Genomic DNA, 18,387 nt, shown 5'->3' with positions numbered 1-18,387 from the left:
CTTTTGACAATTGCCGGTTACACCTTTTTTTTGTTGGCAACAGCGTTATTAACGCCCTTGGCTCCAGCGCTGCTGCTGATTTTTTCGCATCAGGTCATGGCGGCTATCCTGGCCTGCTTCAGAAACCGGTTTTTGATAGTCCGGCTGAAGTCGGGTCTTCGCTTCAAAGAAAAACCGGGCGCTGTCTGAGTGTTGTTTCTGCCTCGGAAATATTTCTGCCAGAAAGCCATGGATATGCCCAGCCGTACTGCCCAGGGCACAGCGCATAAAAAATTCCATCTCTTTTTTTGCTTCGGGATCTTTCAGAAGCTGCAACCATTGGACGACGGTGTCGACCAGTTCCTGGTCCGATGCCTGCTCAGGCAATGGGCTGTTCCTGCGCATGGCAAGGCAGACGGATTGCTTCAGAGATTGCCAGGATATATCCAGCAACTCTCCTTTTTCTCTGTCCGTCAGGCCTACTGCCCCGTATTCTCCGTTAACATAGCGCATAATGGTCCAGGACAACTCCAGTGTCAGGCGATAAATGCCAATGGTACCCTTTCGGGTCGGATCGGCAAGGACTCTCTGGTAGCAGGACAGCTCGCTGATGATATCACCATAGGCCCGATGGGCATTGACCTCCGTGAGCAATTGCCGAATGCCACCGTTCCAGTGATCTTTTCGCATGGTTTCCGTTGCTGACAGCGTTTTTCCATAAGGCCCCATCACCTGGTATGAGTCATCCGGCATCAGCGATTCTGGTCGGTTACGGCCCTGCCAGATTCTGATCCCGGCCTTCAGTTTTTTGCACAGTTCCTTTACCAGGGTTTTCCGGCTCCGGGGCAGTGCTGGCATGACAACATCTGCCTCTGTGTTGAGAGTATCCGGCTCTTCGGGAGGCTCTTCGACGGTTCCGGTGCCTGCCAGTGTCACCGACTCAGTAACAGTTGGCGCATACTGTGGCAACAGTGCCGCCAATTCCCCTCGTAATTGCTGAAGCACGGTATGTTCGTGCTGCGTCCAATAGGCCTGGGGATGACTAATCAGATTGTCGGCCTGTGCTTTCATGGTCTTAAGCTGTTCAAAGCTTAACCCGGGGAGTCCTGTTGCCAGCGGCTGACTGCGCAGCTTTATGCGCAGGATTTCCAGTTGCAGGCGGACATCAGGCTGCTTCTGCCCGGGCATCCGCCGACAACCGCTCTCCGCCTGGATAATGGCTTCATAGGCACGGTGGTGTTCACCCTGTTTGTTCAGGATAAATGCCTTGAGCCACAGCACCGGGTAGTAGTCAGGGACTGTGGCTTCGGGTATCTGTCCATGATTGCCTGTGAACAGGGCATCCAGCATCGCTTGGGCCTGGGGATGATATTGCGCCAGTCGTTGTGAAAGTCTTTCACGCCGCGGATCCGATAACGCTTCGGACGGACAATGGGCCACGGCGTACAGCAGCGCAAACCAGTTGTGGTCAACCTTATCAACGACCAGTCTGAGGATAAACTCAATATACAGGTCGCCCTCAGGAAAATAAGGTCTGAGCGCATTCAACTGGTTCACAAACTTGTCTTTTATGCGCAATTCCATTTGGTGCGGTTCGCCATCCTTTGCCTTTGAATCAATGATTTTGTTCAGATGATCCAACTGCGCGATACATGCTTTAATGACATGACCAACAAATATCTCTTTACCAGTAAACGACGTTTGCGGATTAAGGATACCTTTCTTATTAAGCTGGTTAAGGACGGCCAGTAAATGCAGTGAATTATCCTGACCATAAGTGCGTTTATCAAACGCGGCCATGATTGTCTTTACTGAGCACAACATCTCAGAATCCAGTTCCCGGTCATGGTCGAGTACCCTGGCCAGTGACCTGGCAAACAACTCACACCATTTGGAATATAGTTTCTGTTCGGATTTTTCGTTTTTTTTCAGTGATTTTGCTGTTGGATCAACAAAAAGTGAAAAGCATTTAAGAACTCTCTTCAGCAGAGTGACAGATTCGGTTTTATTCGCCTGATCGATATTATCCGGTAAGTTTATAACAATATCATCTGTCGTATTTTTGCTGACTGATTCGCCATCATCATCGCTATCACTGGTCACACGGTATAACTCTTGAGCGATCTGACGGTTTATGTCATCGGCGATTTCATTTATTTTTTTATAAAAATTTTCCTGGAATTCCTCATAAAAATCTGCGGATTTCATCAGGCGTTCAAAAGTTGCCAGATTTGTACAAGTCGCCATTGCCTTGACGCACTCCTGGTGCAAGTCTTTACACTTGTTCATATGCTTTAACAGTTGTCCCGTATCAACACCGTGCAGTAACTCACCTCGTTCCAATGAAGCGTCTGGATTATACGTGCGAAAATTATGTTTCATGAAGTTATTCAGTGCACCCATTTCAGCAATCATGCTTTTTAAAATAAGCTGGTGTTTTTGGGCAGGTGTTATAGATTGAACTTGCCGTCCACCCAGTTTCCCGGTTTTACGTGATGACGCCCCGGCTTTTCTGCAATCATTATTGGGTGGATCCGCAGAGAGTGCTGTATTGGATGTTGTGGGAGGCAAGTTATCCACAATGATAATCCCATTGTAATTACTTTTATTTCTTCCCTGACAAGCTCAGTTATTAAATAGAACAATGGCTTTTAAACAGAACACTGGTTTTTTAATTGGTAGACAAAAATAAATAATAAAAGTTCAACCCTTTTAAGCTGTTAACTACTTATGTTGAACCTATGGGAGCCACCCCGGCATAGCCGGGGGTTAACGGTGTTAATTACTGCCGGTATCGACTGAGGAACCGTTCAAGTTTGGTCATTACGGTTTCCAGGTCTTCTGTCCTGGGGAGCGAAATGATGCGCAGATGGTCAGGCTCAGGCCAGTTGAAAGCAGTGCCCTGGACCAGCAGTACTTTTTCCTGAAGGAGAAAATCCAGTACCAGCTGTTCATCATCATGGATCTTGTGATGTTCAGGGTCGAGCCTGGGGAACAGGTAGAGGGCTCCTTTGGGCTTGGTACAGCTGACGCCCGGTATCTGATCCAGCATTTCCCAGGCCCGGTTACGCTGCTCAAGCAGTCTGCCGCCGGGCAATATCAGGTCATTAATACTCTGGTAACCACCCAATGCGGTCTGAATGGCGTGTTGCGCAGGTACGTTGGCACAGAGGCGCATTGAGGCCAGCATTTCCAGGCCTTCAAGGTAGCTTCTGGCATTTTGCTTCGGGCCGGACACCACCAGCCAGCCCGCCCGAAAGCCGGCAACCCGGTAAGATTTGGACAGGCCGTTAAAACTGATACAAAGCACGTCGTCCGCCAGCGAGGCCAGGGCCGTGTGCTCAACCCCGTCATAGAGGATTTTATCGTATATTTCGTCAGCGAATATGATCAGGTCGTGCTCTCTGGCCAGCTGTACGATCTCTTTCAGAAGGTCGTCCGGATAAACCGCACCAGTCGGGTTGTTTGGATTGATAACCACAATCCCCCGGGTTTTGGCGGTAATTTTACTGCGGATATCGTCAATATCCGGACACCAGTCTGACTGCTCATCCTTACGATAATGAACGGCACGGCCACCGGACAGATGCACAGCGGCGGTCCACAAGGGGTAGTCCGGAGCCGGGATCAGCATCTCATCGCCATTGTTCAGCAATGCCTGCATGGTCATCACCACCAGCTCACTGACACCGTTACCGATAATAATGTCTTCAACAGAAATGGGCGGGAAGTTCTTCTGTTGACAGTACTGCATAATGGCCTTGCGGGCTGAAAACAGGCCCTTGGAATCACAGTAACCCTGCGACAACGGCAAATTGCGGATCACGTCCTGGGTGATTTCATCGGGGGCATCAAAGCCAAACGCCGCGGGATTGCCCGTGTTCAATTTAATGACACGATGTCCCTCTTCTTCCAGCCGCTTGGCTTCACGAAGAACGGGGCCGCGAATGTCGTAACAGACATTGTCGAGTTTGGTGGATTTTTCAATATCCTTCATGGATGTCTTACCGATGGTTTCAGGTTCTTTGGGCTTGCCGTGTGGCATTATGAATTGATCTTGCAAGAGTTGCACTAGTGTAGATAGTTTTTAACCGGGCGGTTATCCTAGGAAAGTCTCTGTTGACTGATGAAAGTGGAATAAGAGGGCAGTATTTGATGACCGAGAAAAAATCAGATGAACAGTGGCGGGCAACGCTTACCGATGAACAGTACTATGTGTGCCGTGAAAAGGGGACTGAGCAGCCTTTTACCGGCGAATATAACTTCTTTGAGAAAGATGGTGTTTTTCACTGTGTCTGCTGCCAGCAAAAGCTGTTTGACTCATCGGTGAAATTTGATGCCGGGTGTGGTTGGCCCAGTTTCTACCAAACCATCGACAGCGATGCGATCACCATGCAGGAAGACAACAGCCTTGGCATGGAGCGCACTGAAGTCCTTTGTTCTAATTGCGGTGCTCACCTGGGCCACGTATTTCCGGACGGGCCGGAACCTACCGGTCTGCGATATTGTATCAACTCGGTGGCGATGAAGTTTAAAGACCGGTAGTCCTGCTGGCTACTCATGAAATAGATCAGGAAATAATTTCGGCACTCTTTCGAATGGAGCTTTTTCACGGAACTTCTGGTTGATAGACAAGTCTGACAAGTTATGAACAGTATCAGTCAATCTTGTGCAATCTGCTGGGATGAAATCAGGGAAAGTCCTGGTACAAGATGCTCTCGAACTGCAGCGGCCCTGGCCCGGAAGATCCGAATCAAAGACACGGCTACGGTCGTAAGGTTACAGCCGTGCACTCATGAATACCACCACGCATGCATAAGCAACTGGGTGAAAATAACCCCACGGTGTCCAATTGACCGCCGCTTGATAACGGGCAGTACTCCCTCAATGACCTGGCCCGTAAATCTGCGGAAGGAGCTGTTCAAGTCAATTGAGGGTAACCGGGTCAGGGATGTAGAAGATATTCTGGCAACCGGGTTCAACCCCGGTCAGCGCTCGTTCCTGGATAGGAAAAACCCGCTAACCCTGTCGTTAAAGCAACAACGTTGGGAAATAGCAGCACTGCTGATCAGCGCGGGATTGACCACCAACAATAAAGTAGCGCAAAACAGACTGGGCTTGATGTACCTGTACGGTCTGGGGGTGGAGCAGAACTTCGCCGAGGCCCTGACCTGGTTCTACAAGGCCGCCGACCACGGGAATGCCAAAGCACAAAACAACCTGGGCTTAATGTACCTGATTGGTCTGGGGGTGGAGCAGAACTACGCCGAGGCCCTGAACTGGTTCCAAAAGGCCACCAAGCGTGGGGACCCCGACGCACAAAACAACCTGGGCTCTATGTACTTAAGGGGCCTGGGAGTGGGGCAAAACTACGCCAAGGCTTTCACCTGGTTCCGCAAGGCCGCCTGCCAGGGATACAGTTCCGCGCAAAACAACCTGGGCTGGATGTATGCAGAGGGCCTGGGGGTAAGGAAGAGCTACGCCAAAGCCCTGACCTGGTTTTGTAAGAGTCTCGAACAGGGAAGTGTCGCCGCACACAACAATCTGAGCTGGATCATCGGGGAGTTACCTCGGGAGACCGAGCAAAACTGCATCGAGGCCTTTATCTGGTTCCGCAAGGCCGCCAAAAAGGGAGACCCCAGCACGCAAAACATCCTGGGCTGGATGTACTTTAAGGGGCTGGGGGTGGAGCAAAACTACGGTGAGGCTCTGACCTGGTTCCGCAAAGCCGCTGACCAGGGACTCGCTGCCGCACAAAGCAACCTGGCCTGGTTGTACTATCAGGGTCTGGGGACGGAGCAGAACCACACCGAAGCCCTGACCTGGTACGACAAGGCTGCCAACCAGGGAGACACCGCATCGCAATATCAGCTGGGTCGGATGTTTCTGAAGGGGCTGGGAACAGAGCAGAATTATGCCGAAGCCCTGATCTGGTCCCGCAAGGCCGCCGACCAGGGAGACGCAGGTGCACAACACAGTCTGGGTTGGATGCACCAACACGGTCTGGGGGTGGAGCAGAGCTATACTGAGGCCCTGGCCTGGTACCGCAAGTCTGCTGATCAGGGACACGCCGGTGCACAAAACAACCTGGGCTATTTGTACCTGATGGGTCTGGGGGGGGAGCAGAACTACGCCGAAGCCCTGTTCTGGTTTTGCAAGTCTGCCGACCAGGGCGTTGCCGCTGCACAATATCAGCTGGCCTGTATGCACCTGAAGGGCCTGGGGACGGAGCAGAACTACACCGTGGCCCTGACCTGGCTGGAGAAGGCCGCCAGGCAGGGGCACATCCCTGCACAAAAAAATCTGGCCCGGCTGCATGGCAACAGCCTGGAAAGAGCTGGACATCATCCCTGCCAGGGTGAGAGTAAAAGAGATCCTACAGGAGAAGCGGGGTATTCCCGGAGTCGCAAGACGACAATCAACCAGAAAGACGAATCACCAAAGCCGCTGAGTTGCCCAGGCATCCTATTCCCAAGTCAGCAGTGACAACCTGCATGCTGGCCTACATCATTGTTGCCAGGTTCTGTGATGCCCTGCATCTATACCGGCAGGAAAAAATCCTCGCCTGCTACGGTGGTTCGGTCACCCGCACGACTATGGCTAACTGGTTGATGCGTCTGTCCCGGCAACTAACTGATCAACCTGATTGCAGTCTGCCGCCAGGAAGGCATAACGCAGCTTGGGTGTTTTGACCATGTGAGACGTAAATTTATCGATGCCAAAAAAGGCGAGGCCAAGCCAGGCAAAAAGGTAAAGGGCAATTTTAAAGAACTGCCTTATGCCGACACGGTTGAGAAACGGGAGCGGCTGCTACCTTGGACAGTGAAAGCATCTAAAGGATAAGTCGTAAAGTTTGGGCTGGCTATGACGGCGGTTTTATTGGCGCTTACGATAAACCTGAGACTTTTGTTTGACTGTTTGCAACTAATTGCTTTTTTTATTGTCTGTTTGAGTACTGACAACAATAACCTTAGCGAGGTACTTAATCAGTTATGCAACCTGCAAAGCTCCAATCATCACCTCTACCGCTCAGCTCAAACGGGCAGGAACCATCTGACCAGTCAATAGAAAAACCAGAAAAGGCTGAAAGCAGCTTTTTTGGCGCTGTCGTTACCAGCATACTCCACGCTATTGGCTTCCTGGAAACCGGCACCGGCACAGATACGGCCCTTGCCGACAGAAAAATTTCTTCCTCTGATCAAGGCGGCCCTGCTGGTAAAGGCACACAATCCGAAACCGGCATAACAACCGATCCGCAGCCCGCAATTCTGATGGATCCGGAAGAGGCTCTGTCAGCTCTTAAAGAAGCTGTAAAAGCAAAAGATGCCGCAAGGGTTCAATCATTATTGGCATCGCTGAAACTGTCATCCCCGGATCAGGCTGCTCAAAAAGCCGGGGATATCCTGAAAACCGTCTTGCAGGATAACTTACCATCTATCCGTAGTTTGCCCCCGGAAGAGTACAATAAGCTTAAAGCGCTTATCGACTGTTTGCTGGCAGGTTGTGACCATGATGATAGTACACTGGCAAATTCAGCTCTTGAGTTGTTCTTCGACCGGAAAGATTTCGACCATGCCTGTCATATTAAAGATACCTGCAAAGCAACTGCAAATCTTGAAGCAGACCGTCTCAGGATAGCTCTCGATGAACTGGTCCAGGAATACGCACCCTTCACTGAACCTGCCAAAACTATCGAAATACTGCTCCAGCAATGCAATTCAGACGCTGAACGTAGCAAAGCTCTCGATGAACTGAACGAGAAATACGCATCAGACGCTGAAAGTAGCAAAGTTCTCGATAAACTGATCGGGAAATATGGACCAGACGCTGAACCTGGCGAACACTCCCTTTATGACCATGGCAAAGCAATACTGAAACTGGCAAATCTGCAAGATGCCCAATCCCTGGAGTTTGCCAAAAATACTCTGGCTAACGGGCTGGAAAAATGTTTGCAAGACGCTAAATGGCTACTAATACTGGACGAAGAAAAGTACGAAGACATAGTGAATTTTTTTGAGGAATTTTTCAATCACGGCATCAAGGATACCAAGCTGGCTTACTCCCTCATGAATCTCTGTTTTACCAGGCTTAATTTCGATAGAGCAATAGATATTTCAAAAAAATTCAGAGTTCACCTTACCGACAAGGACCTTGTCAAAGCCCTCATGAAAGAATCTCGCCAATGCTCTTACGATGTCGATAAACTGCTGAAACTGGCAGCTCCCGAGGCAGCTGGCAAACAAATAATTAAAGACACCCTTAAGGATATTTTGACAAAAAAGCAACGTGTAATCAGGTTCCTGGAACCCCACGAGATTTCAAATTTCAAGGATTTTATCGCATCTTACGCTTGGCACCTTCCCGGAGAGGTCAGTGACAAATTGTTCCTGCTCAATCCGCTCATTGCGTTTTGTGTCCGCGGAAATGAAATTGACATGGCAAAAAGACTGAAAATGCGTTTTGAGGGGTGTTACCTTGAGCAGCAGGCTTACAAGGAAGCTGAACAAAACGTTACTCTGTCTTCACTCGATGAGACAAAGAAATCAAAGATATTAGACGATTTACGGGATCTGACCGAGCATACCAAGAGCAAGACCGATTAAACACCGGCCTTCCCGCTTATTGTGCCTGATGAGAAATCATTGAGACTTATTGTCTAATCAAACGCAGAGCCCCTGGTTTGCTATCTGATTTACTGCGCCAGGGGTTAATATCCAGCCCACCCCGCCGCAGATATTGGGCATAGATCGTCAGCTCTGTAAACCTGTAGTGTTTTTGCAGATCAACAAACGCTCGCTCAACACACTGTTCATGGAACTCCTGGTGGTCCCTGAATGAACAGACATATTTCAGTAGCGATGCATGATCAATCTGCTCACCACAATAACTGACCACCAGCGTTCCCCAATCAGGCTGACCTGTAACCGGACAGTTGGATTTCAGCAAATGGGTATTCAACGTCTCACTGACTAGCCCATTATCAGCCGCTGATTTATCACCTGTTGAGCTTCTGGCCAAGAGCGTTGGGTCATACTGGTAACAATCCACAATGACATCAACTTCATCAATATTGGTTCCCGGCGCAGGATCAAAAGCACGAGCCTCAAATTCATTGATGGTATATAGCCGCACTGCCACCGGTGCTTTGGCTGCTGCCGAAAGGTCCCGGGCAATACAGTCTGCAACCTGTTCAGCACTGGCAAACCGGGATTGATTAAATGAGTTGAGATACAGTTTGAACGACTTGGATTCAATCAGGCAGGGGGAGCTGCAGGGCAGCTCAAACCGGGCAACGCGTACAACGGGCTTTCCGGAAAGGTTTAACCAGGAAAGCTCATAGCCATACCAGAGATCACGACCGTAAAACGGCAAATTATCCGGATCAATACCCAGCTCTATACGCTTGTCTTGCCGCTCAATGGGAAACAGCAGCGAAGGATCGTATGCCGATTTGTAGTCGCTGTTTTTACCCAGCGGTGAAGCATGCAGAACATCATTCATTGCCAACAACCATCAACTTCTCAGACCTCGACCCGTTTTCAGCAGGTGCAAGCTGTAAGCACCCAGTAACAATATCGCCAGCAACATTACCGCAAAAGCAAAGCGGGTATCAACACCACCTGCCTCCCCCAGAAGTCCATAGCGAAAGGTATTCACCTGATAGAGAATCGGATTCAGCATAGAGACTTTCTGCCAGAATTCGGGCAGGATTTCGATGGAGTAAAAGACACCACCAAGGTAGGTCATGGGCGTCAATACAAAGGTCGGAATAATGGATACATCGTCAAACTTTCTGGCAAAAATGCCATTGATAAACCCTCCCAGGGCAAACAGGGTGGCGGTCATGACCACGGCCAGTAAAGTTGCAAACACATCATGGATATCCAGCTCAACAAAAAACAGGCCCAACCCCATGACGATAGCCCCGGTAATCACACCCCGGGCCACCCCTCCCAGCACATAACCCGCCAGAATGATCCAGTTGGGCACGGGAGATATCAGCACCTCTTCAATGCTTCGCTGAAATTTATTGCTGAAAAAACTGGAGGCCACGTTACTGAAGCTGTTGGTAATCACCGACATCATGATCAACCCGGGCAAAACGTAAGTCATATAACTGAAGCCGCTCATGGTACCAATGCGCGAACCAATCACCGCCCCGAAAATAACAAAATAGAGCACCATGGAAATCGCCGGTGGTAACAGAGTTTGCGGCCAGATTCGCATAAAGCGCCGCACTTCCTTGGCAAAGATGGTGACAAAGGCAACCCAGTGATAACGAAACTCACTGTGTTGCGGCCTTTCTGGCAATCCCCGACTTCCCCCATGTTCCAGGCCTGACATCACGCTTCGCCTCCCGTTGCGCTTTCACCTTTCAGGGCACCTTTGGTCATATTGACAAAAAGCTCTTCCAGTCGGTTGTTTTTATTTCGCATGCTGGCGACTTCTATTTTAAGTTCACTCAGCTGCCGGAACAGATCGTTCACGCCTGTATTCTTATCCACTTCAACTTCCAGGGAGTTGTTGTCAATTTTGTTCACCTTATAGCCTGAAAACACCGGTATCTGTTCAATAGGCTGGCGCAAATCCAGGACAAAACTTTCCTTCTGCAACAGGCTGAGCAGCCGTTTCATGCTGGTGTTTTCCACGATTTCCCCTTGATCGATGATGGCAATATTACGACAGAGTTGCTCCGCCTCTTCCAGATAGTGGGTAGTCAGAATAATCGTAGTGCCCTGGTCGTTGATCTCTTTGATAAACTCCCACAGACTTCTACGCAGCTCTATATCCACGCCTGCGGTGGGTTCATCAAGAATCAGTAATTCAGGTTCATGGATCAACGCCCTGGCAATCATCAAACGTCGCTTCATACCGCCCGACAGCATTCGGGACTGGGTAAAGCGTTTATCCCACAAGCCGAGTTTTTTCAGGTAGTGCTCAATACGGGGTCTGGCCTGCCTGGCAGAAAGGCCATAATAGCCAGCCTGACTGACCAGGATGTCTTCAACTTTTTCAAACTGGTTAAAATTAAATTCCTGGGGCACTACCCCCAGGGAACGCTTGGCCCGAACCAGGTCACGCTCAATGTCATGGCCGAAGACAGAGACACTCCCGGCAGACTTTCGGACCATTGATGAAATCACGCCGATGGTGGTTGATTTACCGGCACCATTGGGACCCAGCAAGGCAAAAAAGTCGCCTTTCTCGACCTCCAGGTCAACCCCTTTCAGAGCAACAAACCCGCCGTCGTATACTTTTTTTAAATTCTTGATGGCCAATGCCTGAGTCATGGTTCTCAGCCTTGAGATATCTATAATCAGTTATGAAATCTTATAATAAAAAAATCTTTGAGACCGTTAATTTATTTACACGGTCTGCAATGATCAGGATAAGAAACGCCCCCGGCCAGTGAGGAGCGTTTATCGCAGGTAAGCAAGCAGTGATGCCAAAGCCTTTCTGGCATTGGGGTAAGCGAAGGTAAAGCCTGCTTCCTGAAGTCGCCTGGGCGTCACCGCCTGCCCTTCCGTTAGCAACTGTGCAGACTCTCCAAGCATCAACGCAAGAACACTTTCTGGCGTGGTCAAGATGGCCGGTCGGCGAACCGCACGCCCAAGCTCTTTGGCAAATGCCTTGTTGGTCAGAATCTCCGGGGAAACGGCATTAAAAACCCCTTTTGTTTCCGGATGGTTTACCAGATAGAGCAATGCATTGAGCATATCGTCCATATGGATCCAGGACATGATCTGTCGGCCATTGCCAATTGGCCCCCCCAGCCCCAGACGGAAAACAGGTAGCATCTTCTGCAACGCTCCGCCACTGGGGTGCAACACCACACCGATTCTGACGATACAGGTGCGAACCCCCAACGTCTCAACGCGCCTGGCCACCTGTTCCCAGCGATCACAAAGGGTTGCCGCGAAGTCACTGCCCACTTCTGCGGACTCATCCAGCTCCTCGCCGGGACGGGAGAAGCCATAATATCCGATTGCAGAAGCACTGATGAAACAGCCCGGTTTATTTTCCATCCGCTCAATCAGGTCCACCAGCTCTGACGTTACCCCAATACGGCTATCCAGCAGGGTCTTTTTGCGAGCCTGGCTCCATCTTTTATCGAGAATGCCCTCCCCGGCGAGATTAATCACCGCATCAAAATACGAGGCTGGATTAACAGCGGATAGCGAGGAAACAGGCTTTACCCGGGTAGAGAGTTGCAGACGAACTTCTTTAGCCGGTTGACGACTCAACACGACCACCTGATGCCCTTCATTAAGCAGACGATGAACCAGTCGGCGCCCAATAAACCCGGTACCACCGGTAATCAGATATTGCATGAATCCATCAGCTCCATTGCTCAGCCCCAATCTGACTTATTGCCAACAGGGGCAGGGAAACTACATTTGATTAATAATACTCACATCCGTTAATAATCGTAACATTTTCTGGAAAGATAAAAAAAAGCCCAGGTCCCCTCAAACCTGAGCTTTATTGACTGCCACCCTGATGCTCCCGCTTCTATTCTAATTTCCATGCTGTGGTGTTGACTACCCAGACCCGGAGCAGGGCATTTCTTGTTGTTTGACCTGCTCTCGTTGATCCAGTGCACGCTTTGAATTATACGTAAAAGCCGCACGCGATCACTTGATCCAGATCAAGTTATTTCGAGATATACCTACCCGTCTGTTAATAGCTTCATCTACGAACCAACAGAATCTGACAAGCTCCTTAGTAAAGCATCCAGTTGGTCTATTCTTATGGACTATTGTTTTTCTCCTCCAACACTAACCGAGACTGACTCAATCTGATTGCAGCAGGGTATCTGTACTCCGTCGCCATTTATAACGGGCAGGTGTTGCAGTTGACCGGTTACTATCCAAGAAGCGGTCTGACCGGTTAATCCCTTTCCGGAGCCACCCTCATGATCAAAAGTACTTTCGGTACGCTGCAAAAAATTGGTAAAGCATTAATGCTGCCAGTTGCCGTACTGCCTGTAGCCGGGATTCTTCTGGGCGTGGGCAGTGCAGGGTTTTCGTTCATACCGGACCTGATTTCCAGCATTATGGCCCATGCCGGCGGTGCCGTATTCAGCAATCTGCCGCTGATTTTTGCCATTGGTACGGCCATAGGGCTGGCGGGAAACGACGGTGTTTCTTCAGTAGCTGCTGTCGTTGGCTTTGTCATTATGCTCGGCACCATGGGTATCATGGCCAATCAACTGGGCTTTGAACCCTCATCGGTGATGGGCATTAGTACCATTGATACCGGCGTCTTTGGTGGCATCATTGTCGGGATACTGGCTTCAGTGATGTTTAACCGATACTACAAAATTCAGTTACCGGAGTATCTTGGTTTCTTTGCCGGTAAACGGTTTGTCCCCATTGCTACCGGCATTGGTGCCATTTTCCTTGGTATTCTGCTGAGCTTTATCTGGCCTCCAGTCCAATCCGTTATCAATAACTTTTCCCATTGGTCAGTGAATGAAAACCCGGAGGCGGCAGGGTTTGTTTACGGTTTTGTCGAAAGGCTACTCATCCCTTTTGGCCTGCACCACATCTGGAACGTGCCTTTCCATATGGAAATGGGTGAATTTATTGACGAGTCCGGTACGGTATTTAATGGCGATATTGCCCGCTTCTTTGCCGGAGACCCAACCGCCGGTTTTCTGGCCGGCGGCTATCTGTTCAAAATGTTTGGTTTGCCTGCTGCTGCCATTGCCATGTGGCATTGTGCAAAACCGGAAAACAGGGCAAAAGCTGGCGGTATCATGATCTCTGCAGCACTGACCTCGTTACTGACAGGCATCACAGAGCCCATTGAATTTTCTTTCCTGTTTGTTGCTCCGCTGCTCTATGGTATGCACGCGTTGCTGGCTGGCATGGCTTACACCATCACCAACTATCTGAACATCAAGATGGCCATGTCCTTTTCCAATGGCCTGATCGACTATGTGCTCTATTTCGGCATTGCCACCAAACCTGTCTGGATCATTATTCTCGGGGCACTCTATGCCGTTCTTTACTATGTTATTTTCCGGGTATTGATTCTGGCACTTAACTTGAAAACGCCCGGGCGCGAAGATGAAAGTGACAGCGAAGTCAATGTCGGGCCATCCAGCGAGCTGGCCGTTAACCTGATTAATGCGTTTGGCGGTCAAGGCAATATTAAACACCTGGATGCCTGCATTACCCGCCTTAGAGTCACCGTTAACAATACAGAAAATGCCGATATTGACCGGATAAAACAACTGGGCGCAACCGCAGTTGTGGTAGTTGGCCATAATATGCAGGCGATCTTCGGGCCCAAGTCCTGCAATATCCGTACCGAAATGCAGGAGGCAATGAAAACCATGTGATAAGGGAATCACGCCAGAAGCATCCTGGCCTCAGGACTTCTGGCGGTGCTTATGAATGACAGGAATCAGCCGATAGAAAAATTTTCATAATTATCGCGGAGATAAGCGCATGCATGGAGTAGGAGGCACTCAGCAGCTCGCCAATCTGGCACCAGCAAACGACAGCAATGCCCAGACTGACAAAGGCTTTTTTGGCCAGCTCAAAGTCACCGTTGTTAAAGGTGTAAGAAATATTCTCTCTGCAAATTATTCATCAATCCCCGACAACGCCAAGCTTGCTTCACGAAATATCACCGTGCTCGCCTCCGCCCTGCACCCCTTGTTTAATGAGAGGGATAACGACGGCATCAAAGACATCAGCCAGGATTTTGAGCAGGCTTTGAAAAAGGCAAGTAATAACCCAAAGTCCATGAAACTCTTTTCTCAAATCAACCAGGAATTGGAGAAAATACAACAGTTACAAGAAGAACTGTCAGAGCTTTATAGCACTAACGACAGGCTTCTGAGGATTCCCGGGGCAGTCAATGGCCCGCGACACACGGAAGTCAAGGCACAGATCACTGAATGTCAAAATGTCATGGCTGGTGCCAAACAAAAGGGTACCCGTGCCCAGCAAAAATTCAATAAAACGGTGGGCCCTCAACTGAAAATTGATATTGACGCATTACAGGTGCCGGAGGAAAAACGCTCGCCTGAATCTGCTAAAGACTTAGCCAAGTTTGAAAAAATGAAAACTGATCTACTTAAGCGCCAGGAGCCTGTCGGACTTAAGCGTCCGTAGCGAGGATTGCGAGAAACTGAAGATAAAAAGTCGGAAATTTTTAGTGAATAGTGGCTCTATTTGCTAAAAATTTCTGACTTTTTAGGCCAATTTGCTGCCACCGCACGACTGCATGGATGCAGGAGCTAGGGCAACGCAGGAGCAGTTGCCGCGTAGGGCAGTCTATTCTCGGTCAGCCTCCTAGCAAACACGGGATTCGAAACATCCTTTATGGGAACATTCATTCCGTCAAAGATACCTTCTGGCTTGCACTCATTCATTAGCCATACAAGCCGACAAATAGACTATATTTCACTATCTTCTTAATTGTGCTGGGGAGACACTGCGATGCATGGAGTCGGCGGCGACCATCAACCTGTCAACCTGACACCGACAATCAACGACGTTAAAACTCCGGAAACCAATAAATCAGAGGGAGACTTTCGCGGGTTTAAGGTTACAACAACAAATACATTCAAGTCATTCCTGTCATCCCTGTTATCCCGTTTTTCGTCAACACCCGAAAAAACCAGCATCCGGGACAGACACGCCCAAAAGTACAAGCCAACACAGCAACACGGCCCAACCATCAGTGACAAACCAGCAAGAGGCAAGAATGTTGAGCAGCCAGCAAAGCAGGCCAATCCAGCCACCATCAAAAGGAATTTTGACACCCTTTGCTCTACCTTGGAGCGGATGCAATCTTATAAAAATGACTTACAAAACCTGACACGCGGTACGGAAGAATTCCGAGTGTGCAGTCTTGAAGTTCAGCTGGTAAAAGCAGACTATAAAGCGGCGGTCAAAAGCTTCAATAAATCCGTCAGTGCGGATAAACAAATTGACGCATCAGACCTTGAGATGGCAATGGCAAATAAACACTCGCCAGAATTTGCTGAAGACGCAGCGAAATATAAACAAATGAAAATCCCTGCATTTATGTCAAGCACGGAGAGAAAAGAGAGTGTTGAGCAGCCAATAGATCTGGCCCTCAAAAATCCAGACACTGAGAAAAAATTCACCAACCTTTGCGATACCCTGAAACAGATGCAAAAGTGTAAAAATGAGTTACAGGACCTGAGTCATAGAAGTAATACTCACATAGCGTTTGAATCTGACCTTAATGTGGCTAAAGCAAACTTTAAACAGGCAGTAGAAAGCTTCAACAGTGTCGTTGGTGATGATCTGAAAGTTGACGCTTTCGACCTTGAGATGGCAATGGCTAATAAGGACGCACCAGAATTTGCTGAAAACATAGCCAGGTTTCAACAAATGAAAATCCCTTCATTTATGCCAAAAAACTGACTTTGTCGTGTTTCTGCGCGACACTTTTCCTGCCTGAACGGTTTTTGTATAAGCGGACTTTTGTCAATGGCCAAACCAGTCTGGCTGGCCATCATTGAAAGCGACTCATACCAATTCCGCCTTCTAAATATGAGATCGAGCAAGTCATTTTGGACAGCTGGGCAAGGCGGAATGACGAGTAATAGCAGGGCTATTGCGAGGAATTCCAACGAAGATCCAGCTGTTCAAAATGGCTGCGCAGTTCATATTTAGAAGGTGGAATTGGTATCACTTCATATATACAGTCAACAGCGTATCAATCCCAGCCTGCACATTCCCTGTGGACTTCTCCAGATGACTGACATCATCCATATTGGAGATCACAATGGGCGTTACCACACTTCTCGCCTTTTCCTTCAGCAAAGTAAGATCCACTTCAACCACAGGATCACCCGCTTTAATCCGCTGCCCTTCTGTCGCTATCCGTTTAAAGCCCTCCCCTTTCAGCTCCACGGTGTCAATGCCAAAATGGACAAACAGCTCAACGCCCGAGGGGGTTTCCATACTGAAAGCATGATTGGTTTCAAAAATCTTGCCAATCACACCATCACAGGGCGCGACCATAATATGCCCGGTTGGACCAATGGCCAGACCATCTCCCACCACCTTGTCGGCAAACACCGGATCCGGAACGTCCTCTATGGGAACAATCTTACCCGTCAAAGGTGCCTTCAGGACTGTTCCCTCATTCGAGCCAAAGCCCAGACTTTTTTTGAGAGAGTCAAAGATAGCCATAACTGTTACCTGCGGCTGTTACAACAATCTTCTGTGAAGCTTGCTCGTGGCATGAGATCGCTTCACAGATGCGGGACCGGCTGATACCGGCTGGGAGGAAAGCAAAAAGCCTCTTGTTCAGAGGCTTTTCCGACTTAAAGAACTTTAGTCATCTGCTGATCAGCATTCAACCATTGGACACCAGAGAATCAAACCGAAACGATTTCAGCCACTTTCATCAGGTGATTGTCAATCTGGTTGTGCTTACTGATTGCTCTTTCCAGCGGGGTTTTCACCACCTGCTGGTCACGAACGCCGACCATAATACCACTGTCGCCATTGCGCAGCGCTTCTACAGCAGCAACACCAAGACGACTGGCCAGAACACGGTCAAAGCAGGTAGGCTTGCCACCACGCTGGATATGCCCCAGCACGGTAACCTTCACTTCATATTCAGGAAAGTTTTCTTCCACAGCGCGGGACAGTTCAAAAACACCGCCACTGCGATCACCTTCAGCAACCACAATAATGCTGGAGGTTTTGCCCGCACGGCCACTCTTCTGCAAAGATTCCATGAACACTTCAACCGTCTTTTCCTGCTCAGGAATCAGGATATCCTCTGCACCGGAAGCAATACCCGTGTTCAGAGCAATAAAGCCGGCATCACGGCCCATCACTTCAATGAAGAACAGGCGGTTGTGAGAAGTTGCAGTATCACGAATCTTATCGATGGCTTCGACAACGGTATTCAGGGCTGTGTCATAACCGATGGTGAAGTCTGTCCCGTAAATGTCATTATCGATGGTACCGGGAACGCCAATACAGGGCAGACCATGCTCTTCTTCCAGCAGCATGGCACCGGTGAATGAACCATCACCACCGATCACCACCAAACCATCCAGCTCAGCAGCCCGGGCATTTTCGTAAGCCTTTACACGGCCTTCTTTGGTGCGGAACTCCTGACAGCGGGCTGATTTCAGGAAGGTCCCCCCCTGATTAATGATATTGGCAACCGTCCGGGCATCCGCCACTTCCATACGGTTTTCAATCAACCCTTTGTAGCCTTCCTGAATCACTACGGGAACAATACCGTAGTAAATGCAGGCACGAACAGCGGCACGGATGGCCGCATTCATACCGGGAGCGTCGCCCCCGGAAGTCAAAACTCCGACTCTCTTTAATTCGGTCATGCCAGGCTCTTCTCCTTCCAAGTGCCTAACTGCTGGTAAAGCAATTAGAA

General features: G+C 49.3%; 15 protein-coding genes and 1 pseudogene. 8 read left to right on the top strand and 8 right to left on the bottom strand.

Annotated elements, in window-relative coordinates:
• Window positions 1–48: 48 nt before the first annotated feature.
• Both ACO6UX_RS21185 and ACO6UX_RS21180 read right to left on the bottom strand, forming a co-directional pair.
• Window positions 49–2,559, bottom strand: a complete 2,511-nt coding sequence (locus tag ACO6UX_RS21185; protein WP_422450289.1) for a hypothetical protein — start codon at window positions 2,557–2,559, stop codon at window positions 49–51.
• Window positions 2,560–2,761: 202 nt separating this feature from the next.
• Window positions 2,762–3,976 carry a pyridoxal phosphate-dependent aminotransferase gene (locus ACO6UX_RS21180; protein ID WP_422450562.1) on the bottom strand — a complete coding sequence of 405 codons (1,215 nt, stop codon included), beginning with the start codon at window positions 3,974–3,976 and terminating at the stop codon, window positions 2,762–2,764.
• Window positions 3,977–4,134: 158 nt separating this feature from the next.
• Between ACO6UX_RS21180 and msrB the strand changes: the two genes are divergently transcribed.
• The 5 genes and pseudogenes from msrB (at window position 4,135) to ACO6UX_RS21155 (ending at window position 8,582) form a co-directional block, all read left to right on the top strand.
• Window positions 4,135–4,524 (top strand): peptide-methionine (R)-S-oxide reductase MsrB, encoded by a 390-nt coding sequence (gene msrB, locus ACO6UX_RS21175; RefSeq protein WP_209200597.1) that lies wholly within the window; start codon window positions 4,135–4,137, stop codon window positions 4,522–4,524.
• A 102-nt stretch (window positions 4,525–4,626) separates the two neighbouring features.
• Window positions 4,627–4,827, top strand: a pseudogene (locus ACO6UX_RS21170) (hypothetical protein); the annotation flags it as partial.
• Window positions 4,828–4,866: 39 nt separating this feature from the next.
• Window positions 4,867–6,465, top strand: coding sequence for a tetratricopeptide repeat protein (locus ACO6UX_RS21165; RefSeq protein WP_422450561.1), 1,599 nt, complete (start codon window positions 4,867–4,869; stop codon window positions 6,463–6,465).
• 8 nt (window positions 6,466–6,473) lie between these two features.
• A complete protein-coding gene (locus tag ACO6UX_RS21160; RefSeq protein ID WP_422450288.1) occupies window positions 6,474–6,671 on the top strand; it encodes an IS66 family transposase in 198 nt (65 codons plus the stop codon).
• A 300-nt stretch (window positions 6,672–6,971) separates the two neighbouring features.
• The gene (locus ACO6UX_RS21155; protein ID WP_422450287.1) at window positions 6,972–8,582 is read left to right on the top strand and encodes a hypothetical protein; all 1,611 of its coding nucleotides are present in this window, start codon (window positions 6,972–6,974) and stop codon (window positions 8,580–8,582) included.
• 46 nt (window positions 8,583–8,628) lie between these two features.
• Here ACO6UX_RS21155 and queF read toward each other — a convergent pair whose 3' ends face one another.
• From queF to ACO6UX_RS21135, 4 genes are all read right to left on the bottom strand, one after another.
• Entirely contained in the window at window positions 8,629–9,480 is an 852-nt protein-coding gene (queF, locus tag ACO6UX_RS21150; RefSeq protein ID WP_422450286.1) for an NADPH-dependent 7-cyano-7-deazaguanine reductase QueF, read from the bottom strand.
• Between the two features lie 12 nt (window positions 9,481–9,492).
• Window positions 9,493–10,323: an ABC transporter permease gene (locus ACO6UX_RS21145; protein ID WP_422450285.1), complete on the bottom strand. Its 831-nt coding sequence runs from the start codon at window positions 10,321–10,323 to the stop codon at window positions 9,493–9,495.
• Window positions 10,323–11,270, bottom strand: coding sequence for an ABC transporter ATP-binding protein (locus ACO6UX_RS21140; RefSeq protein ID WP_422450284.1), 948 nt, complete (start codon window positions 11,268–11,270; stop codon window positions 10,323–10,325). The genes ACO6UX_RS21145 and ACO6UX_RS21140 overlap by 1 nt, the downstream gene beginning before the upstream one ends.
• A 129-nt stretch (window positions 11,271–11,399) precedes the next feature.
• Window positions 11,400–12,311, bottom strand: coding sequence for a TIGR01777 family oxidoreductase (locus ACO6UX_RS21135; protein WP_422450283.1), 912 nt, complete (start codon window positions 12,309–12,311; stop codon window positions 11,400–11,402).
• A 584-nt stretch (window positions 12,312–12,895) separates the two neighbouring features.
• Between ACO6UX_RS21135 and ptsG the strand changes: the two genes are divergently transcribed.
• The 3 genes from ptsG (at window position 12,896) to ACO6UX_RS21120 (ending at window position 16,394) form a co-directional block, all read left to right on the top strand.
• Window positions 12,896–14,329, top strand: coding sequence for a PTS glucose transporter subunit IIBC (gene ptsG, locus ACO6UX_RS21130; protein WP_422450282.1), 1,434 nt, complete (start codon window positions 12,896–12,898; stop codon window positions 14,327–14,329).
• A 109-nt stretch (window positions 14,330–14,438) separates the two neighbouring features.
• Entirely contained in the window at window positions 14,439–15,110 is a 672-nt protein-coding gene (locus tag ACO6UX_RS21125; RefSeq protein ID WP_422450281.1) for a hypothetical protein, read from the top strand.
• 675 nt (window positions 15,111–15,785) lie between these two features.
• Window positions 15,786–16,394, top strand: coding sequence for a hypothetical protein (locus ACO6UX_RS21120; RefSeq protein WP_422450280.1), 609 nt, complete (start codon window positions 15,786–15,788; stop codon window positions 16,392–16,394).
• Window positions 16,395–16,661: 267 nt separating this feature from the next.
• Here the strand turns inward: ACO6UX_RS21120 and crr are convergent, their stop codons facing one another.
• Together crr and pfkA are read right to left on the bottom strand one after the other, a co-directional pair.
• Window positions 16,662–17,168 carry a PTS glucose transporter subunit IIA gene (crr, locus tag ACO6UX_RS21115; RefSeq protein ID WP_422450279.1) on the bottom strand — a complete coding sequence of 169 codons (507 nt, stop codon included), beginning with the start codon at window positions 17,166–17,168 and terminating at the stop codon, window positions 16,662–16,664.
• 188 nt (window positions 17,169–17,356) lie between these two features.
• Window positions 17,357–18,337 carry a 6-phosphofructokinase gene (pfkA, locus tag ACO6UX_RS21110; RefSeq protein ID WP_422450278.1) on the bottom strand — a complete coding sequence of 327 codons (981 nt, stop codon included), beginning with the start codon at window positions 18,335–18,337 and terminating at the stop codon, window positions 17,357–17,359.
• Window positions 18,338–18,387: the final 50 nt, after the last annotated feature.

This window comes from Endozoicomonas sp. ALB091 (genome assembly GCF_049310265.1).
GTDB lineage: Bacteria > Pseudomonadota > Gammaproteobacteria > Pseudomonadales > Endozoicomonadaceae > Endozoicomonas.
The sequence above is the reverse complement of the archived record's forward strand: the minus strand, read 5'-3'. Positions and strand labels throughout refer to the sequence as shown.